Origin of the sequence: Psychrobacter immobilis (genome assembly GCF_904846065.1) — a bacterium.
Taxonomy (GTDB): domain Bacteria; phylum Pseudomonadota; class Gammaproteobacteria; order Pseudomonadales; family Moraxellaceae; genus Psychrobacter; species Psychrobacter immobilis_H.
In genome coordinates this window covers 2,364,963-2,387,207 of record NZ_CAJGZV010000001.1, presented here as the reverse complement: position 1 = coordinate 2,387,207, position 22,245 = coordinate 2,364,963, and the positions used below count along the sequence as shown (strand labels likewise).

At 42.9% G+C, this 22,245-nt stretch carries 25 protein-coding genes; 9 read left to right on the top strand and 16 right to left on the bottom strand.

Features of this window, described 5'->3' with window-relative positions:
* The first annotated feature begins 24 nt into the window (after positions 1 to 24).
* From JMW64_RS09845 to JMW64_RS09810, 8 genes are all read left to right on the top strand, one after another.
* Positions 25 to 513 carry a hypothetical protein gene (locus JMW64_RS09845; RefSeq protein ID WP_201554505.1) on the top strand — a complete coding sequence of 163 codons (489 nt, stop codon included), beginning with the start codon at positions 25 to 27 and terminating at the stop codon, positions 511 to 513.
* A gap of 200 nt (positions 514 to 713) precedes the next feature.
* On the top strand, positions 714 to 1,136 hold the full coding sequence (locus JMW64_RS09840; RefSeq protein ID WP_201554504.1) for a tetratricopeptide repeat protein: 423 nt from the start codon (positions 714 to 716) through the stop codon (positions 1,134 to 1,136).
* A 42-nt stretch (positions 1,137 to 1,178) separates the two neighbouring features.
* A complete protein-coding gene (locus JMW64_RS09835; protein ID WP_201554503.1) occupies positions 1,179 to 2,375 on the top strand; it encodes a flavin monoamine oxidase family protein in 1,197 nt (398 codons plus the stop codon).
* Complete coding sequence (locus tag JMW64_RS09830) at positions 2,368 to 3,309, top strand: DMT family transporter (RefSeq protein ID WP_201554502.1); 942 nt, start codon at positions 2,368 to 2,370, stop codon at positions 3,307 to 3,309. The genes JMW64_RS09835 and JMW64_RS09830 overlap by 8 nt, the downstream gene beginning before the upstream one ends.
* A 358-nt stretch (positions 3,310 to 3,667) precedes the next feature.
* On the top strand, positions 3,668 to 5,428 hold the full coding sequence (locus JMW64_RS09825) for a TrkH family potassium uptake protein (protein WP_201554501.1): 1,761 nt from the start codon (positions 3,668 to 3,670) through the stop codon (positions 5,426 to 5,428).
* 56 nt (positions 5,429 to 5,484) lie between these two features.
* Entirely contained in the window at positions 5,485 to 6,186 is a 702-nt protein-coding gene (locus JMW64_RS09820) for a potassium channel family protein (RefSeq protein ID WP_045447178.1), read from the top strand.
* A gap of 43 nt (positions 6,187 to 6,229) precedes the next feature.
* Positions 6,230 to 6,772 (top strand): DUF3124 domain-containing protein, encoded by a 543-nt coding sequence (locus JMW64_RS09815; RefSeq protein WP_087814475.1) that lies wholly within the window; start codon positions 6,230 to 6,232, stop codon positions 6,770 to 6,772.
* Positions 6,773 to 6,801: 29 nt separating this feature from the next.
* Positions 6,802 to 7,215 carry a PaaI family thioesterase gene (locus JMW64_RS09810; RefSeq protein WP_087814476.1) on the top strand — a complete coding sequence of 138 codons (414 nt, stop codon included), beginning with the start codon at positions 6,802 to 6,804 and terminating at the stop codon, positions 7,213 to 7,215.
* 90 nt (positions 7,216 to 7,305) lie between these two features.
* On the opposite strand, the gene JMW64_RS09805 is transcribed toward JMW64_RS09810, so the two are convergent.
* The 7 genes from JMW64_RS09805 to JMW64_RS09775 all read right to left on the bottom strand — a co-directional run bounded on the left by JMW64_RS09805 (position 7,306) and on the right by JMW64_RS09775 (position 14,075).
* Entirely contained in the window at positions 7,306 to 7,926 is a 621-nt protein-coding gene (locus tag JMW64_RS09805; RefSeq protein ID WP_201554500.1) for a YceI family protein, read from the bottom strand.
* 301 nt (positions 7,927 to 8,227) lie between these two features.
* Positions 8,228 to 9,019, bottom strand: a complete 792-nt coding sequence (locus JMW64_RS09800) for a PAP2 family lipid A phosphatase (protein WP_227694166.1) — start codon at positions 9,017 to 9,019, stop codon at positions 8,228 to 8,230.
* Positions 9,016 to 9,489, bottom strand: a complete 474-nt coding sequence (locus JMW64_RS09795; RefSeq protein ID WP_201554499.1) for a diacylglycerol kinase — start codon at positions 9,487 to 9,489, stop codon at positions 9,016 to 9,018. Before JMW64_RS09795 ends, JMW64_RS09800 begins: the two co-directional genes overlap by 4 nt.
* 141 nt (positions 9,490 to 9,630) lie before the next feature.
* Complete coding sequence (locus JMW64_RS09790) at positions 9,631 to 10,977, bottom strand: sensor histidine kinase (protein ID WP_201554498.1); 1,347 nt, start codon at positions 10,975 to 10,977, stop codon at positions 9,631 to 9,633.
* 62 nt (positions 10,978 to 11,039) lie between these two features.
* A complete protein-coding gene (locus JMW64_RS09785) occupies positions 11,040 to 11,726 on the bottom strand; it encodes a response regulator transcription factor (RefSeq protein ID WP_201554495.1) in 687 nt (228 codons plus the stop codon).
* 40 nt (positions 11,727 to 11,766) lie between these two features.
* Entirely contained in the window at positions 11,767 to 13,503 is a 1,737-nt protein-coding gene (locus JMW64_RS09780; RefSeq protein WP_201554493.1) for a phosphoethanolamine transferase, read from the bottom strand.
* 131 nt (positions 13,504 to 13,634) lie between these two features.
* Positions 13,635 to 14,075 carry a CopD family protein gene (locus tag JMW64_RS09775; RefSeq protein WP_201554491.1) on the bottom strand — a complete coding sequence of 147 codons (441 nt, stop codon included), beginning with the start codon at positions 14,073 to 14,075 and terminating at the stop codon, positions 13,635 to 13,637.
* Positions 14,076 to 14,138: 63 nt separating this feature from the next.
* On the opposite strand from JMW64_RS09775, the gene JMW64_RS09770 reads away from it, so the two are divergent.
* On the top strand, positions 14,139 to 14,618 hold the full coding sequence (locus tag JMW64_RS09770; protein ID WP_201554490.1) for a hemerythrin domain-containing protein: 480 nt from the start codon (positions 14,139 to 14,141) through the stop codon (positions 14,616 to 14,618).
* Between the two features lie 24 nt (positions 14,619 to 14,642).
* Here JMW64_RS09770 and modA read toward each other — a convergent pair whose 3' ends face one another.
* The 9 genes from modA to JMW64_RS09725 form a co-directional block, all read right to left on the bottom strand.
* Complete coding sequence (modA, locus tag JMW64_RS09765) at positions 14,643 to 15,488, bottom strand: molybdate ABC transporter substrate-binding protein (RefSeq protein WP_201554489.1); 846 nt, start codon at positions 15,486 to 15,488, stop codon at positions 14,643 to 14,645.
* A gap of 83 nt (positions 15,489 to 15,571) precedes the next feature.
* The gene (locus JMW64_RS09760; RefSeq protein ID WP_201554488.1) at positions 15,572 to 16,063 is read right to left on the bottom strand and encodes a molybdenum cofactor biosynthesis protein MoaE; all 492 of its coding nucleotides are present in this window, start codon (positions 16,061 to 16,063) and stop codon (positions 15,572 to 15,574) included.
* Positions 16,064 to 16,122: 59 nt separating this feature from the next.
* Entirely contained in the window at positions 16,123 to 16,413 is a 291-nt protein-coding gene (locus JMW64_RS09755) for a MoaD/ThiS family protein (protein ID WP_201554487.1), read from the bottom strand.
* A 52-nt stretch (positions 16,414 to 16,465) separates the two neighbouring features.
* Entirely contained in the window at positions 16,466 to 16,984 is a 519-nt protein-coding gene (gene moaC, locus JMW64_RS09750) for a cyclic pyranopterin monophosphate synthase MoaC (protein ID WP_201554486.1), read from the bottom strand.
* A gap of 74 nt (positions 16,985 to 17,058) precedes the next feature.
* Complete coding sequence (gene mobA, locus JMW64_RS09745) at positions 17,059 to 17,844, bottom strand: molybdenum cofactor guanylyltransferase (protein WP_201554485.1); 786 nt, start codon at positions 17,842 to 17,844, stop codon at positions 17,059 to 17,061.
* 3 nt (positions 17,845 to 17,847) lie between these two features.
* The gene (gene moaB / locus JMW64_RS09740; protein WP_060491600.1) at positions 17,848 to 18,378 is read right to left on the bottom strand and encodes a molybdenum cofactor biosynthesis protein B; all 531 of its coding nucleotides are present in this window, start codon (positions 18,376 to 18,378) and stop codon (positions 17,848 to 17,850) included.
* Between the two features lie 66 nt (positions 18,379 to 18,444).
* Complete coding sequence (moaA, locus tag JMW64_RS09735; RefSeq protein ID WP_201554484.1) at positions 18,445 to 19,560, bottom strand: GTP 3',8-cyclase MoaA; 1,116 nt, start codon at positions 19,558 to 19,560, stop codon at positions 18,445 to 18,447.
* Between the two features lie 331 nt (positions 19,561 to 19,891).
* Positions 19,892 to 21,187, bottom strand: a complete 1,296-nt coding sequence (locus tag JMW64_RS09730) for a molybdopterin molybdotransferase MoeA (RefSeq protein WP_201554472.1) — start codon at positions 21,185 to 21,187, stop codon at positions 19,892 to 19,894.
* Positions 21,188 to 21,331: 144 nt separating this feature from the next.
* The gene (locus tag JMW64_RS09725; protein ID WP_406947504.1) at positions 21,332 to 22,231 is read right to left on the bottom strand and encodes a peptidylprolyl isomerase; all 900 of its coding nucleotides are present in this window, start codon (positions 22,229 to 22,231) and stop codon (positions 21,332 to 21,334) included.
* Between the last annotated feature and the right edge of the window lie 14 nt (positions 22,232 to 22,245).

Sequence of the window (22,245 nt, the reverse complement as noted above, 5' to 3'; positions counted from 1 at the left end):
AATGATTGTTGATAAATGGAGAAGATGATGAAACGGATAGTTGCTACTGCACTTGCTATAAGCGCCGCCTCACTGATGGTTGGCTGTACAGCGACCAATGCTATGTCACAAAAGAGTGACGTCATTCCTGATATTAAAAAACCGACGCCATCGGTGTTAATAAATGTGACATCAGAGGATGCTCAAGTGCAGCTCATGTCTATGGTGCTAACTATGCAATCCGTGCAGCAAGGTGCCAATACTCGAGTATTGCTCTGCGGTCCAGCCGGTGATATGGCACTCCGTGACGCACCCAAAAGTGTGACCACAGCACAACCGCCTAAAAATATGAGCCCACAGGGTTTGATGCAAATGGTCATGAAGAATACCAATACCAAGGTTGAGGTTTGTGCACTTTATCTACCAGGTAAGGGTATTGACCAGTCGGCACTGATTGACGGCGTGAGTGCTGCTGATCCTGCTGACATCGGGGCGTTAATGGTCGATCAAACCACCAAGATAATGAGCTTTTAAGCAGATAAAAAATGATTAGTAGTTTGATGAATAAAAAGGGTGTGATATCGACTATCGCATCCTTTTTTTGTGTCAGTCATTTTGGCTAGTGGAATTGCGTTATAATCCCAGCTAAGCACTGTTTACCAAGTAATATTCGCCAAGTACTCTTGGCTGAAAAACAAGTACCATAGATCCTAATTCATAAAAGGTTATGAGCAATGATTAATACCAAAATTTATAAAGCAATTTATACTTTAGCTGAAGAGTTATTGGAAGCTGATCGTATAGGCAATCAAGCAGCATTTGATGGGTTTTATGCCGAATTAGAAGCCATTTGTAACGATAATGAAAATACCGATAAAGACCATCCAGAACAGTGGGAAACATTGGCTGACTTTACCGAAGATTTAGACGAAGCCTTAGTTATTTATGACAAGGCCTTAGCCAAAGCGACTGCGATTAATTCGAAAGACCACATGTCATCGATTGCCTTTTCTATGGCGGTTCTACAGATCGAAATGGGTGAAAAGGATGCGGCTATTCTAAATCTACAGAATGCCAAAATTACGGCTAATAAGATTGAAGATAAAGAATTTAAGGTTGAGATAGACGAGCTGCTTACCAAGTTGTCGGCTGAATAATCTCAATACTGAATAGCTTCAATTAAGCAGGAATGATTTGTTATGCAAAACCTACCTATTGCAATCATCGGTGGTGGTTTGAGTGGCTTATATGCAGCGTTTTTGTTAGAGCAACGAGGCATCGATTATATATTGCTTGAGGCGCGTGATAGATTGGGCGGGCGCATCGCTGTTGCGAAATCATCAGTAGATCAGAATGCTAGTAGTCAAAGTGTCGATAATGAAAAATCAAACGATGGCTTCGACTTAGGGCCATCATGGTTTTGGCCAGAGTATCAGCCGCAGTTAAGTAGTGTTATTGAGGCGTTAGATTTACCACGTTTTGCGCAGTTCGAGGATGGCGACATGATGGTGGAACGTGCCGCCAATGAGTTGTCTGTTCGCACCCAAGGCTATCAAAGCTCGCCGCCTTCTATGCGCCTTGTAGGTGGTATGGCCTCCTTGACTGACGCTCTGTATGCGCGCTTAAATCCTAAGCGCATCATGACGGGTCAAGTGGTTGAGCACTTGACCAAAATGGACCAATATATCGAAATACAATGCAAACTTAACGCTGAACAAGTGACAGCCAGTCAGTTACCTATTTATCGAGCGCAGCATGTGCTCCTTGCGCTACCGCCTCGTTTGGCGGCGGCTAATCTTCTATTCGAGCCAGCTTTACCACAGGCGTTGATAACAGAATGGCAAGAGACCGCGACATGGATGGCGCCACATGCCAAATATGTGGCGGTTTATGATTCACCCTTTTGGCGCAATCAAGGACTATCGGGTTCAGCGCGAAGTGCAGTAGGACCGCTTACTGAGATTCACGATGCGTCCTTGGTAGAGGGCAAAGGTGCATTATTTGGCTTCTTTGGGGTTCCTGCTCACGTCCGTCAAAGCGTCTCTGAAACAGAGCTAAAAGCCCATTGCCGAGCGCAGTTGGTACGTTTATTTGGCGCACAGGCAGAGACGCCAACGGCTGAGTATCTGAAAGATTGGGCGCAAGATTCATTGACCGCGACGCCTGCTGATGCCAGTGGTGCCGCTCAACATGCTGTCGCACCGACCGCCAAGCCAAATACAGGGGTATGGCAAGACTGCCTAACGGGTAGCGCTAGTGAATGGTCAGAGTCATTCCCCGGTTATATTGCTGGTGCTATCGACGCAGCACATAAGGCGGTACAGGGTTTAGATTTAGGTTTGTCTGATGAGCTATCGTCATCAGCGTCACCATCCAATGGGATAGTTGATGAGTGAGTCTTTAGAACAGCAAGCTTCTCGCAACACCAGCACATGGCTCATCCCTTTTTCTTGCTTGTTAGGCGGAGGAGGTCTGATTGGTATTTCTACCAATTTGGCAAAATATGCTGGTGAGATAGGTATTACACCACTGGCATTTCTCTTTTGGTCCATCACGGGCGCTGCTGCTATTTTATTGATCGTTGCATTCATACGGCAAGAATTACCTCCCTTAAATGCGCGTAGTTTTGAATACTATTTTGTGGCCGCGCTCATCAGTGTTGCTGGCTCTAATTTACTACTGTTTTCAGCTATTCCACATGTGGGTGCAGGTTTCGTCGCGCTCATTATCTCGCTTCCACCATTGCTGACTTATCTTGGCGCATTGGCACTGAGGATGGAGCGATTTAATATCGTCCGTGCTTTGGGTGTGGCCGCGGCGCTTCTTGGCGCAGGAGTATTGGCAGCACGTAAGTTTTCGACGCCAGACGCCAGTACTTCTTGGATTTTGATCGCGCTTTGCGGTCCAGTATTATTGGCTATTGGTAATATATATCGCACCTTACGCTGGCCTGATAAGGCATCACCTAGTGCACTCGCGCCAGGTATGCTAGTCGCGGCGTCGCTGTTGCTGCTGTCATTTAGTGTATTGCCTAATTTTTCAGTCAAAATGCCGCTAGACTGGTTGCCGCTAGGTTTGATTGGCATACAAGCCGCCGTATTTGCGGGTCAATTCTTATTGTTGTTTTTATTACAAAAAACCGGCGGTCCTGTTTTATTAAGTTTATTAGGCTCGGTCGGCGCAGTTGTCGGTGTGCCAGTGGCTATTTTTTTGCAGGGTGAGATGCCGCCAGAAGGGCTGTTTTTGGGTGCTTCATTGATCGCACTGGGCGTTGGTTTGGTGACATGGGGCGGGGTGAAAATGGCGACCACATCGACAGAAACTACGTAAAGATGACCATTAGGATATAGCGCTCATAAATACGCCAACCTATAAACTAATGACCCTACTAGAGCATATGTTTGCACTGCAACTATCCAAAAATGTAGCTATGTAGAAATGCCACTATGCGACCCTCACAATAATCATTTTTTTATCTAATCCAACTTCACAAAACCTCGTTAAAACGTAAATATTACCGTCACTGCCAATCTATGATTTAGCTACAATCATTTTAGCAATCAGCATGGCTAGGTATGAGTGTTCAACAGGGCATCATAATTGGTTACGATTATCTCAAATCAGTTTTTGTGAGTAACACAAAAAAGGAGTATAAATATCGTGGTTATTCCTATCATGGATTAGGGCGATGCATGCAGCCAAGCGTTATCGATTGTTAAATAATGTCACGATTGTTATTAGTATTATCGGCGTAGCCATTGCTTTATTAGACAGTGGTTTCACGCTGCCGATGTGGTTACAACAGGTTTTCCATATTTTTTATCTGGCGATTATTTTTTTAGGCTTTGTTGTGACTGCAGGGCGTTACCTCTATAGCAAAAAGCCGCTGACCCTAAATAAAGTCGCCGTCTTTGACTTACTGACCAGTATCGCGATTGTTATCCTATTGGCAGCACATTTCACTGATTTGGTGCGCTCTGGAATGTCGGTCGCTGTTGATGGCTTTGTTGCCATCAAAATTGCTGTCTTTGTGACCTTCATTCGTGAAATATCTGACCACGATTTTAATCTCAATCGTACCTTTCTAAACCCTGCACAGTTTTTTATCTTAAGCTTCCTGTCATTGGTATTGGTCGGTGCATTGCTACTGATGATGCCCAATGCAACGACGCAGCCGCTGTCTTTCATTGATGCGCTCTTTACCGCGACCAGTGCTGTCTGTGTGACTGGTCTCATCGTGGTAGATACGGCGACTTATTTCACAACTTTTGGGCAAGTCATTATCATGGGGCTGATACAGATCGGCGGCTTGGGTATTTTGACCTTTGTGACATATTTTAGTTATTTCTTTAAGGGCGGTGTCAGTTATGAGACGCAGGCGAGCATCAGTGAGATGTCTTACATGCGCGGCATGGGTGATGTGGTATCGACCCTCAAATCCATCCTATATGTGACGTTTGCCGTTGAGGCAGTGGCTGCGGCACTCATTTATATCAGTATTTATGACATACCAGATATGGATTGGTCTGAGCAGTTATTCTTCTCTGTTTTCCATGCGATTTCTGCTTTCTGTAATGCTGGATTTTCTACATTTAGCGCTGGCATGTATGATGACGCGCTACGTTTTAATTACCCATTACAACTGATTATCGCCACGACCTTTATCTTTGGTGGCATGGGTTTTGTCATTGTGGTCAATGTGTTGCGTTATTTGCGTGATCGTGCCGAGCGCCTGATCTATCGCCATGATCAGCGTTATATTTATCGACCGTGGTTGCTCAATATTAATAGCCGCATAACCTTGATTACGACGGGCGCTTTATTGTTGGTAGGTCTCATCGGTGTGATGATATTTGAATATAACAATGTGCTGGCAGACCATCGCAGTTTTTTCGGTAAGCTTGTCACAGGGCTGTTTACTGCTGCCACGCCGCGAACCGCAGGATTTAATACCATCGACATGGGGGAACTCGCGTTTCCCACGATTATGTTGACGATATTTTTGATGTGGATTGGTGCCTCGCCAAACTCGACGGGCGGTGGTATCAAAACCAGTACGTTTGCGATTGCCTTGTTAAATACTTTGAGTTTGGCACGTGGTCAGACCAATGTTGAGGTCTTTAAGCGGCAGATTGCTGACATCTCGATTCGCCGTGCATTTTCTATTATGTGGCTGTCTTTATTGGTCATCGGTATGGGGGTGACGCTCATCAGCTATGATCAACCAGAGCTTGATTTAATCAAGGTGGTTTTTGAGTGTTTTTCAGCTTACAGCACGGTGGGATTAAGTCTGAATTTGACGACAGAATTATCAGATTTTAGCAAAATGGTGGTGTCAGTCATTATGTTTGTTGGGCGTGTCAGCATGTTGACAATCTTTATTGCCCTACTTAAAAATAAACGCCAACGCAATTATCGCTATCCAACTGAAGAAATCACGATCAATTAAATGGTCGTAAATAAGCCATTTCATCATTAAAAATACTGAAAAAGGTTAATAAGGTTATGAAATATATCATCGTAGGGTTAGGGAACTTTGGCTCATCGCTAGGCATGGCGTTGACCCGTCAGGGGCACGAAGTGATTGCCATTGACAGCAGCATGCAAAAGGTTGAGGCGTATAAGGAAGTCATCTCTCATACCATCTGTATGGATGCTACGGATGAATATACCGTCAATGGTTTACCGATTGTCGACACCGATATCGTTATTGTCGCAATCGGTGAAGACCAAGGCGCAAACGTCATGGCGACGGCATTATTTAAAACTCTCAAAGCAAAACGTTTGATCAGTCGCAGTATCAATCCACTGCACGAAAAAGTGTTGCAAGCTATCGGTGTGGACGACCTTATTCATCCTGAAAAAGAGGCGGCCAATCGCTGGGCCAAACGGCTGTCGCTACGTTATTTCGTCGACTCGTTTGAGCTGAGTGATCATTTCAGTATGGTAGAGATTAGCATTCCCAAGTCGTTGATTGGTCAGACCGTTGACGACTTGCAGTTGGAGCAAAAGTTCAATATTCGATTGCTTAGTACCCTGCGCTATGAGTATTATGAAGACAGCTTTGGTCGTACGCAAAGTAAGCCTAGTATTAAAGGTTTGGCGGCGCCTGAGCAAGTATTGCAAGATAAAGACGTATTGGTCATCTACGGTGCTAACAAGCATATCAACGAGTTTCTGCGTAGTGTCGGTGTAAAAATCAAATAAACATTTGCAACAGCCGTGACATGAAAAGGCAAAGGGGAAACTTATGAGTAAGCGCACTATATCCATCTTGTTGCTTGCGACGATGGCATTGTTGTCAGGCTGTGACCAGACGCCGCAAGACCCGAACGTGTTGTATTCAGAAAAACATCAAGACCCCATTCAAGAGCTGGAGATGACAACAGCGGTTGATCGTAGCCAGTTTGCCTATAAACAAACCTTTTATGTGCCCATTTATTCTGACATCTATACCGATAGAGACAATCGTAAAGTCTTGCTATCAGCGACTTTGAGTGTACGCAATACCACACTAAAAAAATCACTGTATATCAATAAAATTGACTACTATGGCACTGATGGAACCTTTATAAAATCCTATTTAAACAAACCGATTGAGCTTCCAGCAATGGCCACGCTCAATTATATCGTCGAAAAAGAAGAGGATAAAGGCGGATCGGGCGCCAACTTTATCATCGAAGTCGAAGGGATAGACGAGACGGTCAAGCCTGTCATTGAGGCGGTGATGATTGGTAATTTTAGCAATAAAGGCTTCGCATTTAGTACAGAAGGTACGCCAGTGGTGCATTGATTAAGGATAATAAAATCCAAGGAAGGGATATGTCTGCAACCAAAGAAGAAATTGTCGCCTTTATGGCGTTAGAGTTTCCACAAACCAAATGTGTCATCGAGGCAGTCGGTGACAATCGCTCGATCTTATCACACGATATTGGTATCAATGAATTGCGTCCCGGTGGTACGGTCTCTGGACCAGTATTGATGAGCATCGCTGATGTGGCTCTCTATGTGGCGATACTTGGTAAAATAGGTATTGTGCCCTTAACGGTGACGACGAGTTTGACCATTAATTTTTTGCGCAAACCCTCAGCAGAAGCACGTATTATCGCTGAATGTACGTTGATGAAAGTAGGTCGCACGCTAATCGTTGGCGAGGTTGCGCTTTATTCTGAAGGCTCTCGCGATATGGTGGCTCACGTAGTTGGCACGTATTCCGTACCGCCTCAGCACGTTTAGCTATTTTTAGCCCAGATTTAAAATGAGGATAGACCCTAAAAAGCAGTGCTATAAAAATTAATGTCATAAAATTAACGCTGATAAGGACTGCTACTGTTTGGTTGCCTCGACCTGAATGTTTAAGTGAAGGTTTTTAGTAACGCCAAACCACGCATATTTATCGATATTCCATTTGGTGCGATCAATCATCGCCGTAAAATCCCCACCACAAATATCTTTTTTGAGCGTGGGATGTAGATAACAGTCAAACTTAGTCGCTGTTAAGCTAATAGGGTGGGTTTCGCCATGCAGCGTTAGATGACCGTCTACTTTTGTGACCATTGGGCGTGATTTGCCTTGGCTAAAATACCATTTGTTAGAATCAAAGCGTGCCAATGGAAAGCGCTGCATATCAAAGAAGCTAGGGCCTGTCAAAGTCTGGTTAAATGCTTTATTTCCCGTATTTAGAGAGCTGATCGGAATGACCAAGGAGATATTGCCAGTTTTTAAACTTGAGTCATATTGCAGTTGACCTTGGACATTATAAAAGCCGCCCGCAGTGGCAGGGGATTGGAAGCGTTCAATGGCAAAGCGCACATGGGTGCCAGCAGGATTGATGGTATAACTGGCGGCATGGCTGCTATGTGCAGCGCTTATTATTAATAATGGCAGTGTCAATGTCAGTAAAGGGTAGAGATGTAATCTTTGTAGAATAAAAGATAGGATGCTCATAGCTACATTCCTTTGCGGGCTATTGATAAATAAAGAACGTCGTCGATGAGCGCAATCCATGCTGTTACTCAATGTTAAGTCAGGCAGTAATAACTATTTATACACGCCACTCTCAACTTAAACGACGTCTTGGTTTTACTAGCCTTGATTTAATTTTAAGAAAGCGACTGATTTTAATATGTTTAAAATCAGTCGCTTATGGGAATAAGCTGAGGGTGGCGTATTTATACATTATTTATCAAATACTGAGTAGCTTTGTTTTTATAAGAATATCATTGTCAATTTGGCTATTATCCAACAGCTAAGATTGGGTTTTCGACGATTTTTGAAAGCTTGCCGCATCAGGTTTTTTGCCATTAGCATTGATACTGTTGGCTTTATTCGCTGCGGGGTATTTAAAAAATAGCGTTGCAAGTGCGCAGGTTATGGTCAATGACAGTAGCATCGATACTAATGTATGACTAAAAAAGTGATCACCAAACAGCATCTTATACAGTCCCATCGTCCATCCTACGACCGTGACTATTTCAAATATTCTATAGCGAGACTGATGCAGAGTAGGTAAAAATGCCAAGCCATATAGAGAAAATCCGGCACTGGCATGAGCCGCTGGGAAGCACTTGGCAGGCGTATTAGCGACTATATTTTGCCAAATATTTAGATAAGGCAGGTTGCCACCAAACAGTATTAAATGATTGGGGCAACTGACATGAGTCACACCTTTGAGTAGCGCAATCATACTGGGAACGGCAATTAAAACAAGCAGTAGATAACTTATTTCACGCGTGGGTAAAGGCGTGAGCCGTTTATCGTACTTAGTATTTTTTATTACCAGATTGATATCTGAATCCTGTTTATGTCTCAAAATTAGAACGGCTATGAGATAAATGCCAAGCAAGATGAGTAGCAATTTAGGCAAGTCATAAAAAATAAAGGCAAAAGGTTGTGTGCCTTTTTCTAGTAGCCAGTGTCCATTAGTATAAAAAAGCTCACTAATATGAATGTCTAATTGGCTATGTTCAAACAACAGTGTCGCTATGATGGTCAAACATAGGAGTTTAAGCCAGACTCCATTGGCTGAATATGTTTTCAAAATACAACACTCAATAATGCCATCATCCACAAGATAAATAGCAGTAGTAATGCCAAAAATTGTGCCGCAGAGCCAACATCTTTGGCTATCTTTGCCAGTGGATGCTTGGCGGTCGATGTGTGATCGACACTGGCTTCGATTCCAGTATTAATGAGTTCGACAATTAATGATATGAAAGAAGTGACGACCAGCAGCATTTTGACGCTGATAGTGAAAGGGCACAATATAATAGCCATGAATAATATGAGATTGAGCCAAAATACTTGTCGAAAAGCCGCCTCAAATTTGTAAGCTGCGTTAAAGCCGTCCAGAGAGTAACCAGCGGCTTTTATAATACGGTAAAATCCTGTTTTACCCTTGGCCTCACTGGCATAGCTATGGGGTAGCAGTTGTTTTTTGCCTGTTATTGGGCTTAAACCCCCACCACTCGTCGACTGGTTTTCAAGATTAATAGGATTTGCTTTATTCATGTCAAATGCTTCACAGTCTATTAATATCAAGGTATGCGATAAATTTTAATTATTTAACCATGGTCGAATGTTCAACATGCCCTAAGTATAAGCGGGCAGGCATTAAGAAAACGTTAAGCTTTTTTAAAATAGAGATATTCTCTAATGATAATTGATGATAAAGGTGCTGCCACCTAACGGATTGACTTGATGAGTAAGCTGCCAGCCCATATGTGTCATGATGCGCTGTACGATACTGAGTCCCAAGCCTGTGCCTTCTACTGGATAATGGGCGTCAGCTGCCGATAACGATTCTGTATCTAATGAGATGTCTTTATACTGCTGCTCTAGACGCTCAAATCTCTCATATAGCAGCGGCATCATCACCTCAGGAATACCTAGACCAGTATCAGTGACGGTGATTTTTTCAGCATCGATAGTGATGATGACCTCACCCTCATCGGTGTACTGAAACGCATTTTTTATCAAATTACCCAGTGCCATTTTTAGCAGTTCAGGTCGTACGTGTGCGACATACAGCTGTTCTGCGACTATTTTACAAGTGACTGACTTATGGCGAAGCAAGTAATTTAAGCGCTGTACTTCATTTAACGCGATGTCATTGATAGACATTGGCGGTGCATCCAGTTTTTCAGGAGCACGAGACAGCAATAATAAGGCGCTGATAATCTCCGAGGTTTCTTTGGCGGTCGTACTGATACGAGTGGCAAATGCGCTCAAGTGAGGGTCGTTTTCTAGTTGTGAGGACAATACTTCTGATGCCCCCATGATAATCGTCAAAGGCGTACGCAGCTCGTGACTGACATCACCAGTAAATAGCTGCTCGCGTTTGAGGTACTGCTCAAGTTTGTGGTTTTTTTCATCGATTGCGCGTGCTAACACGCCAACCTCGGAGGGCAGATGCGTCAATTCCGTCAAGTTGCGATGATCTGTTTCTACGGCTTGTTTTAAGTCTAATAAAGGTTTAATGATTTGCTTGGAGGACAGCGATGAGAATATCGCTGCAATCAATAAGCTCAAAATGACCGCTACTTTTAGGGCGTTGGCAAATATGTCTTCTAAATGCTCAAATATGGCCAAAACGGGGTAATTCCCCATCACCATTTCAGTGTTTTCTAAGTAGGTTAAAATGTAGTTTTCTTTGTCTTTTTTATAATTAAAAAAATGTAACTCTGTTGTCGATTGACCATTTTCAGTGGTGACGGTGACGGGAATCTCTTGTACGGTTTGGGTGGCCAGTTTTTGCAGATTGCTCGGTGCGTTATCGAAGCGATAAATTTTAATACCCGGTTCAGCGGTATAAATAGGCTGATCGCCTTCTTTTTCTTGGCTAAGCTCTAACTGTTGCAATAAGCGAGCTTTGACCAGCTGTTGCTCCATTCTGACTTCTGCATACATGAAAATACTGACGAAAGTGGCACACAGTAATAGGGCAAATAAGAAGTAGGAGAGTCGAAACTTATTGGCGATGGAGTCGATATTAAACATGGTGTTTACTTCGTTGTGAAAGACGTTGTGAAAGTCAAATAAGGACATCAGCCGATGATTTTTTAGGCTTTATCAGGATCAATAATCTGATAACCGACACCGGGCAACGTGACTATCATGATTTTATCGAACGGCTTATCGACCTGCGCACGGACCCCGTGCATGTGAGTGCGCAGTGCATCACTGCTTGGTACGTCTTCGCCCCACACCTTTTCTTCCAGATCGGTTTTGCTAACCACGCGCGGCGCCGCACTCATCAAGGTATGTAGTATTTTGAAGCCTGTTGGTGTGAGTTTTAGCGACTTACCTTCACGTGTAATCGTATGCTCACTATGATTTAAAGACAATGTGCCAACAGTTAAACCATGCTCAAAATGATCATCTTTATGTCGGCGTATGAGAGCCTTAATACGAGATTCTAATTCCACCAATGAGAAAGGCTTAACCAGATAATCGTCAGCGCCACTATCGAATCCTGCCACTTTATCTAAAATCGTATCGCGAGCGGTCAGCATCAATACTGGCGTTTTGTCATGCAGCTCTTCCCTGAGTTTTTTGCACAGTTTAGTGCCGTCCATACCCGGCAGCATGACATCTAACAAGATGACGTCATATCGATTATTCGATGCGAGCGCTAAGCCACTAATGCCATTATGGGCATTGTCTAGCTCAAAGCCTTTCGGCTCAAAAAAAGCATAAATATTGGCGACGATATCGGGATTGTCTTCAATGATGAGTATCTTGTACATGAGTATTATTACCTAAAAAGGCGGAGCGATGATAAAGAATTCAATTATCCACTTTAAAAAAGGTGGGTGCTGCTTTGGTTTCGTCAGTGGTGATACCAAAAAACTGAAGCAAGGTTGGCGTAATAAAATCATGTGATACGGGTTGATCAATCATGTTAGCTAGGCTACTGTTAGCAATAGTGCTGCTATCAATAGTGCTGCTATCAATGCCGTTGCCAGTCGGTGACCAAATAATCACTGGCACGTGCTTTTGTGCATTTGGCGCAATAGCGTATGGCAGGCCATGCAAGTAAATATTGTTTTCGCCCAAACTTTCTCCATGATCACTAATATATACCATCACCACTTCATAATCTTGCTCATAGGGTTTTAAGGTGTCGATCACACTATTTAAAAAATAATCTGTATAACGAATGGCATTGTCATAACCATTGATAACTGATTGGTTGTCGCATTTTGATAGCTCATTGGTCATACAGACGGGCTGATATTCTGCATAATCTTTAGGGTAACGCTTAAAATAGGCGGGTCCATGATTGCCCATTTGATGCAGCAAAATAAGTGTGTCTTTAGGTGTCTCTTTCTGTGAGCTGCCTGACTTAACCAGTTTATCAAAACCATCAAGCATGCCTATATCTCGACACTCAATATCACAATCTGGATTGAGCGCGGTTGTTTTATAATCCTCAAAAGTTACGCGGTCAGCCACCCCTTTGGCGCTAGAGTTATTGTCTCGCCAAATGACATTGACGCCTTGCTTGTGTAGCGTATCGAGCACGTTTTCATTATAGCTAGCGCTATCAGGGTCATAATTTTTTCTATTGGTGTAGCTAAACATGCAGGGTACTGAATAGGCGGTGGATGTGCCGCATGACGAGGCGTCTTTAAAGCTGTAGATGTCCGATTGTTTTGAAAGCAAAGGTGTGGTGTTGCGCTCATAACCGTTTAAGCCAATATGGTCAGCGCGAACGGTTTCTCCTACTACAAATACCATCAACTTAGGTCTTACAGCGCTGTTGCTAGTGTTGCTAGTGTTGCTAGTAATGCTGCGTTTTGCATCTGTGGCATGAGGGATTAGCGTATCGGGACGACGGCGCTCAGCGATATAATCAGTACCCAGTCTGATGACAGAATAAACAGGGGTAATAGGATTGACATAACTACGGACTATTTTGTGCTGGCGAAAAAAGCTGGCGTATTGGTCACCAAATGGTACCAGACACATCGCTATCAGTACGATAGATAGTAATAGGGTGACTGATTTTTGAAGGGTTGCTTGTTGCCAAGATAATCGCTTTAGACGAATGTTACCAATCATGAAAGCAGGTACTATACCTAGTAAAAACAGGCGAATAAATAGACTGGGCGCCATTAATCCCATGGCTTCTGCTTGATCGGTTTGTAAGCCGTTAATGAGCATATCACGATTAAATATCGTCCCGTAGGCGTCGGTAAAGTAACCACAGATAGCTGCAATCAGCACCATTATGATGAGCACTACTTTTGCCGTTGAGCGATAACACAGCAGTGACAACACCAACCACATCAGCCCAAATAATAAGCCTGTGATGGAAAAAATAAAGCCCGTGTTTGTGCTAAATGAATAAACGCTGAGTACTTGCTCAAAAAAGCCAATATTCGCTGACGCTACTAAGTAAAGAGAAACAACTATGATCAGATGATTGAAATTGATCTCACGATCATAGAGCTTTCTCAGGGAGCGGCTTTTTTTATTGGCTTTGGGCGCATCGATTTTGGCGGCTTGAGATATTGACATACAAGTACTTCTCAACAGGATGGTAAGGAGTGTAATGCCTTACAGTAACAAGTACGCTGTTAAGAAGATGTTAAGGTGGTTGAATTCAATAAGATATTAGGACATATCAATAACCTAAACGATGACACATCCTAATTTAAACCTGTGCGAAAGAGCGTGCCAACGATAACAAAGGCGACAGAAAACAAAGTGACTAATATGATATTAATTGAAAATCCTTTCAGGGTCTGAACAGACAGTCTGGGTATTCGATAGAAACGAGCGTGCAGGGCAACCAGAACAGTCATTAGCAATAATAGTAATTTGAGACTAATAAGAATACTAAAATCATTATCAAGTTTAAACCATGCAGCAATGTTGGGTAATAGCTGGTAGGCCATCCAAAGACCAGTGATTATTTGCAGCACCAAAGCTGGCATTCCAACCCTCTCAAACAGCTGCTCAAATTGCATCAGACCATCAATATTTCGGGATGATAGCGCTTTTGGTAATACCACCAAGGTCAAAATGAGGTGACCGCCTGTCCAGACAGTAGCGCTTAACAAGTGTAGTATGAGTATATAGTTAAACATAGATAACAATCCTTAAATGCCACTGACATAGGGCTTTATGTCGATTAACTGAGGTACTTAATCATGAAACGCGTCGCACAATTACAACCATTATCTCGTCAACATCATCTAGGTCTAAATCTATCTCGCCATGCTAAAGAGTGTGCTGATGAACCTAACGTAATTGCCGAGCATTGGCTAAATATCACGTCTTATATTAACGAGATGCAACAGCATTTTCAGATTGAAGACAATCTAATGGCTCATGCCTTACAGCCTCATAGCAGCTCCAAACCTGAGGTGGCATTGGTACTAAATACACTTGATGCGCAGCACAAGTCCCTGCATGCACTCATGGCAGAGGTTCGAGATTTGCCGCACTCTCAAAGCAATCACGTCACCGTTGGACAAGTCAAAAAACTCGCCACCTTGCTATATGATCATATTCGTTTTGAAGAACGAGAACTGTTTCCTATCGTTGAGCGCTATCTGACAACAGAAGAATTAGAGGCTATTTATGATGCCAGTCCAGACAGTATTAAACGCTCCGATGAGAACCGTTAGAGCACATTTTTTATCAAAGTTGTCTTACTCTATAGCGAGATATCCTGCGTCAGAAAAATACTGCTGTCCAGTAGGTGAGCGCAGATAGTTTGAAAAATCTGTCGCGGCAGTAGTGTCACTAATCACCAACCCGTCTTGCAAAATAGGAGGATAAGCGTCTGGCGCTAACGTATAGAACTGCTCAGGCGTGGCTTTAATCGCTGTCAGTTGTGATTGAGCGACAAAGCCATAATCGACATTACCAGTGTGCGCATATTGAAACGCTTGCCCGATATTTTCAGCTTGAATAATGCGACTTTGCTCAGTGAGAGTGTCAAAGATATTTTGTGTTTGTAGATAGGCTTGTGCCGACTTGCCATAAGGGGCGAGTTCTGGATTGGCAATGGTGATTTTGCTATCAGACTCAGACATCAATAATACGTTTAAGGTAGTAGGATTGAGTTCTTTAAGGGATTTATTAACACTATATAGTGCCAGTTGACCTTGAGTATAAGTAAACGGCTCGTGGGTTGTTTTGTCAGCAGAGTTGGCGTCATCTAATTTATCTTTGACCAGCTTGGCAGGAAATTCTTGATTGGCGGACAAAAATAAATCATAAGGTGCGCCAGAGGCAATCTGTGCATATAGTTTACCTGAAGAAGCATAGCTGACCTCAATTTCTTGCGCAGGCAAGTTTTTATCCATTTGATAGCCCGCAATAATCTCAGGCAATACATCTGATAAGTTGGCAGCCGCTGCGATGCGCAGTGTTTGACTCTGCTCAGTGGTGTTATCGACATCTGATTGGACTGGCTGAGTGGTTTGCTCTTTGCTACAAGCGGTTAGCGTTAATACTAAGCAAGCTGATGATATGGTTATTAATTTAATCATTATTATAAAACCTTCTTATTATTGCTCGCCAGTGTCGCTCACTATTATTACTAAAGGTTAGCTATCGCTTTGAGTAGCCATTATTACCCATTATTACTAAGCCATTTAGATGAATCATCTTGGTAATATTCTTGCTTCCAAACTGGAATGTCGGCTTTAATCGTATCCAATATCCAGCGACAAGCATCAAAGGCAGGATAGCGATGGGCGGAAACCACGCCAACCCAAATAGCGACATCACCAATCTCTAATGCACCGATACGATGAATGGCAATGGCATGGGTAATCTCAAAGCGCTTTTTGGCTTCTTCAATAATGGCGCGACCTTGATTGATGGCAAGGTCTTCATAACCATAATAGGTCAAACGATTGACGCTACTGGCATTATTATGATTGCGTACCCGCCCTTCAAAGCAGACAAACGCGCCGCAACTGTCATTATCAAGGGTGCTTTTAAGACGACTTTCATCAATATTGGTATCTAACAGCGCAAAACCATCACGTTCAGCGATGAGGTACGCCTCATCAATGGTACGTTTAATGCTCATCGATTGACCGTGTACATTGTCTGTCATAACCATTTTCTCGTATTATTTTTAAGATTCTTAGTGATACAAATGATATTTAAATGGTTTTAACCACCAGCCACTGGGGTGATAAAAACCACACTATCACCCTCATAAATCTCATCTGTCCACTTAGCAAAGTAATCATTTACTGCCACGCGTAGCTCCGACTGCGGACGACTAAAGCGATGCTTTTGGCTCAGCTGTTCATACAGCTCGGTCAATGAAGTTGACTGTGGCACAGTGACTGTTTCTTCATGACAATTGGCTTCATCAGCTAAGCTAGCGAAATATAAGACGTTAATATTCATCATGGTATTTATCTCTGAATCTGTATTGCTTTCTATTAAAGTGCTCATAGCAATCTCCCTTATTTATGAACTGCTTAACTTTATAGTTTTCAAATTACTTTCAGGCATGTTGATAGTCGGATTTACCGCCGGTTTTTTTCATGAGATGGATATTATCAATCACAATGTCATGTGAGATGGCTTTGGTCATGTCATAAATGGTCAAGCAAGCGACACTGACAGCGGTTAATGCTTCCATTTCTACCCCAGTTTTATGGGTGACTTTAACCGTGGCAGTCACAGTAACGCTATGGTTTGCATCATCGTATTCAAAGCTTAAGCTAATTTTATCTAAGGGCAGAGGATGGCAAAGTGGAATCAGGTCATGGGTGCGTTTGGCAGCCATGATACCGGCAATATGAGCAGTTTGGGTGATGCTACCTTTTTTGGTCATACCGTCCGCTGCTTTGATTTGCTTATAAATGTCCGCGGGAAAAACCACTTGTCCGCTTGCATGTGCTTCTCTGGTGCTCGCTGTTTTGCCACTCACATCGACCATGGTGATATCACCGTCGCTATCTAAATGCGATAAGCCGGATTGATTGTTTTTATTATTGTTGTTTACTTGGTCGCTATTCATTTTCATTTCTCTTAAATGGTCAGTTTTTCTGAAAGCTAGTTTCTCTCAATAAACCTTTTTATAAGTCGTTTAGTTTATAAGTTATTTAAAGCTAAACAGGCATGCTCAAAATCTTTAGGCGTATTAAAATTGGTCAAATACTGCCAATCTCTTGCGAAAGGGACGGGCTGCACAATTGGCTGAATAAACTTCATTACTTGCCGCTGTCCATCGTCAATATAATCCTTTAAATCAGGTTCAATACTTAAACGATATAAACCTAATAATGGATATAAATGGCTGTCATCGGTTAAACAAATGACAGATTTACCATCAGCCTGCGTGGTATAAGGTTGCAGTTTTTGCCATAAATCGCTGATAGGAATCAAGCTATCACAGCTAATGACCAGCAGCCAAGATTGCTGCCAGTTTGCCTCTTTCGTTAATGGGTTTGAACTTGCCAAACGTTTTAATGATTGTAGCGCTGCTTCAATCGCTACCAACGCGCCACCGGTTTCAATCGATTTATTATGATTACTAGAAAATTCATTGCTAGAGATGTTGTTAACCGAAATATTATCAACCGAAAGATAGTCAGCAATATGAAAAATTGACGACTGTGGTTTTTTCTTAGTCAAATCTGCATGGATGCTAAAGCCACGTCCATTGTCGGCAATCATAATAGGTAGATCGCTCATCATCGCGGCACTTAATTCAAGCGCTTGTCTGACATGATAATCAAGCAAACGCTCACCTGTTGGTAAGATAAGCTCAGCTTTTGGCGATCCCATACGCTTGGAGGCGCCGCCCGCCAAAATAACGATACCTACTAAGCGATTGCATTTATCTACTTCGATTAATCTATCTGCAACATCGACCATGAATCAATCGTGACCTGGATTGGTGCGCATAAAGTGCGGCACAAAGTTACAAGGACGCGTGCGGCTATCGAGCTGCTCTTGTAAGATACCTTCCCAAGCAGTGCGGCAAGCGCCTGATGAGCCGGGTAAGCAAAAAATGCCCGTGCCATTTGCCATACCAGCCACAGCGCGAGATTGAATCGTCGACATGCCGATATCGTCTTTTGAGATTAAGCGGAACATTTCACCAAAGCCATCGACCGATTTATCAAATAATACGCCAACCGCCTCTGGCATACTGTCTCGGATATAAAAGCCAGTACCGCCAGTGGTGATAATAGCGTGCACATTTGGGTCGGCAATCCAACCGCTGATGACGGCTCTGATCTTATAAATATCATCAATAATCAGCTGACGATCAGCCAGCTGATGACCTGCTGTGGTCAGTTGGTCAACCAAATACTGCCCTGAGGTATCTTCTGCAAGAGTACGACTATCAGAAACCGTTAAGATGGCGATATTAAGCGGGGTAAAGGGTGCTTGCAGCTTACTCATGAATAATCCTTAATAAATACGCTTGTTATGGAAATAGAAGTTTTTATTATTGATACATTATTGATTTTATCCACCAATCATCGACAAATTATTCATCATGCCGCTGTTTGATTCATGAAGATGATGATGTTCAGGTTTGATTGGCATAAAGCTATGGAGGGTATTAACAAGTCCTGCGACATCATCTTGTTCCAGATGCTGACGAATATCGTAATTACCTTGGTCAAATAGGCATAAATGTACTTTGCCTTGACTGCTAACCCGTAAGCGATTGCAGCTATCACAAAAATGAGCAGCGTAAGGGGCAATCATACCAATACGACCTTTATAATCTGGATGGCTGTATTCTATCGCTGGACCATCGTTGCTGCCACGTATATGGGTTTGCCAGCCATTTTTTAATAAATAATTGGTAATAATATCGGACTGTGCATGCTGCGCAAAAAATAAATCGCTATTATCACTGGTCTGCATAAATTCAATAAAGCGATAAGTGACCGCTCTGTTTTTGATGTATTCGATGGCATTCATCAAATTTTCAAAAGCAGTCTCAGCCATTAAGATACTGTTTATTTTTAGCTTAATATCTGTGGTTGCCAGTAAGGTATCCATATCAGCCAGTAATTGTGGCAACATATCAAAGCCAGTCATTTTATGGAAGGTTGCGGCATCAAAGCTGTCCATACTGATATTAAGCTGATTCAGTCCAGCCGCTTGCCAGTTAGCTAAGTGCTTACCAAGCTTATACCCATTACTGGTCATGGCAACCGTTTCAATGCCTTCGGTATTTTTGATGGTTTTAATAATATCTACCACATCACGGCGTATAGAGGGTTCACCGCCAGTAATTCTGACTTTTTTAGTGCCAACTTCGGCAAAGCCGCGGATTAACCTGGCAATTTCAGTGACGCTAAGCTCGTTTTGTGGGGGTTTGCCTTGATAGCCATCTGGCAGGCAATACTCACAGCGAAAATTACAGAAATCAGTAATCGATAGACGCAAATAGGTGAGACGTCGTGCGAAACCATCGGTTAATGGTTGAGAGAGCGTGACCGGAAAATACGTCGACGTGCTAGCAGCTTTCGTCGCAACGTTCGATGATGAGTCACCATCAAAAATAACGGGTGCAGCGGCAGGCGAATACAATTGCGCATTACCTAGGGTAGGGGCAAGATGGTTCATAGATGATTACCATTAATATTAAGTATAGTGTGTACTTTTAGGCGTTGCCTCAGGTTGTGAGTGGGAAGTTCTATTTAAACACGATTATGACAGCTTGCTAGCAAATAACCATTCACCGTAAGTGACCCAAAAACTACCACTAAAGTAGTAGATGCTACTTGGTTATGATTTTTAAAATCAACATACGCCCCAAGCAGTTTCTCATGATTCATGGCTAATCAACAGTATAAAGAATGATTAACTGTGTAACGCTTTATACCATTGATTAGTCATGCAGCTTTTTAGCTATACCGTTATTAATGATGCAATTATTTAGCTTTTTAGCTATTATTCAGCGATGCAACCAAGGGAAAGGTTGCACTTTTACGGTTTCACCAGCGGCTACATTGCCAGAATCTTGTGCCAAGACAATAAAACAATTGGCATGGCTTAGTTGTTTGATACGGTGCGATTGTTGCTTGGTAAAGCTTTCAACTTGGAAATCGCCAAGTTCGTTTTGGGATAATATGCCTCTTTGAAAATCCATCCGTCCCGCTGATTTTTTGATATCATTTTTAAGCGTTGCAGTGAGACTTAACTGCATGGGTCGCTCTTGTGGCGCAGCGCCTGCCATTTGCCACAAGGCTGGGATCACAAATTGTAGGCTACCAACGATGGTCGATAGCGGATTGCCGGGCAAGCCGAAATATAGCACGGGCTTGGCAAGATCTTTAGTCAGCTCGCCAAAGACAAATGGCTTACCGGGTTTCATCGCGACTTTATAGTGGTTAATCTGCCCAAGCTGCCCAATGACAGTGGTTAAAAAATCATAATCGCCAACCGATACCCCAGCCGTAGAGATAAGGACGTCACACTCTTGCATGGCTTGGGTTACGGCGGCGGTGGTTTTATCTAAGTCATCTGGGATAATGCCATAATCACGAATAGTAATGGGTAAATCAGCGAGTAAGCTTTTTAGGGTAGGCGTGTTCGAGTTATAGATTTGCGCCAAACTCGTCAGCTCATTGCCAATGGCCACTAGCTCATCACCGGTTGCGAGTACACCAACGGTTAAAGGCTGATAAACATTGACTTTATCGAGCCCTAAATTAGCCAATAGGCTGATATCACTAGGATTTAAGCGTTTACCTTTTAATAAAACCACTTCGCCAGCTTCAATTTCTTCGCCTTGTTTACGGATATTGTCATCATGCTTAGCGTCTTTACTTAGAGTGATGGCATAAGGCTGTGATTTATCAATGCTGCCTTTTATGGCGGCAAAGTTGGTGTTCTCTTGCATGATGACCGTATCGCAGCTATCAGGAACGACCGCACCGGTAAATATACGCACCCCTTGTCCTGCTGAAATGTCGCCACTATAAGGACTGCCCGCTTGTGATTCACCCACGATATCAATCGTGCTGTCTGCTGAGAGTAGGCTGTCTTTAGCGATCGCATAACCATCCATCGCCGATAGATTTTGTCTTGGTATTGCAAAAGGCGAGACAATATCTTCTGCCAATATATGATGACGGCTGTCTAATAAGTCGTAGCTTGCGACCGCTCTTTTATGTAGCGGATAGTCGTTAGTATTATAAGCTTCTATGCGCTGCTGTATTTCAGAGATAAGTCCTGCAACCGTAATCATAAACGTCTACTCATTTTATTAATATTGAACTGTGTTATTGATATTGAACGACACATAGCATAAAAAGGGTGTTGTATCACAAGAACCTTTATACCATAGCAGCTACTTTATAACATAAGAATTAAGTGACCGACAGCGGACTGCTTAGCCGCGGAAGATATTCTCTTGCTCAAGCGTCATCTCGATACCTTGGATATCAGCCTCATGCGCTAAGGTAAACAAGTAATCGCATAATGATTGGTGAAAGGCTTGTTGGCTCAATTTGTTATGGATCGCAGGGCTGACTTGCTCATAAGTCATCTGTATCCCAGGTTCTTTATTGAGCACCTCAACGATATGAAAACCGTAACGGCTTTCGATAGGGCTTGGCGCAAGTCCTTTATCGAGCTTAAATAATACACCTTCAAATTCTGGTACGGTTTGACCTTTGCTAATCACACCCAGTTCGCCACCTTGCTCTTTTGAAGGGCAGGCCGAATGTTGGCGTGCTAACTGGATAAACTCGGCATCAGGATTGGCGTTATTTTTGATTTGTTCGATAAACTCGTACGCGGTTTTTTTAAGTTTTAAGCGCTCATCACCATCTTCAGGCGGGCATGCCAATAAAATATGGCGTACGGTCATAATGGGGTCAGTCTTAAAGTCAGTCATATTCTGCTTATAATAGCGCTCACAGGTTGCCATATCTGGCATCGTTGCTTGAACGTTTTTGTCTATTAAAGTAGAAATAGCTTGCTCTTCGTCGTTTTCCCATGCCGCTTCATTAAGGCTTGGCTCATCTAAAACCGCCAATCTCAGTAATTCGCGCACTACTAAGGCTTGCGTCGCTAAAAAGACGGCGTCTTCTTTGTTTTCTGCTGGATGATATTGCAGCTCTTGGGCGATATTGGTTCTATCTATCATCACCCCATTGACCGTCACTGAGGGCAGCTCATCACGGCTAGAGGCAATCAGATTTTTATGGTTGCTGCGCTCTTCCGCCATTGCTTTTTCGATGAACTCTTGGTCAGAATGCGGTTTTTGCAAATCAGACAAGGTTGGCATTACTCTAAGAATAT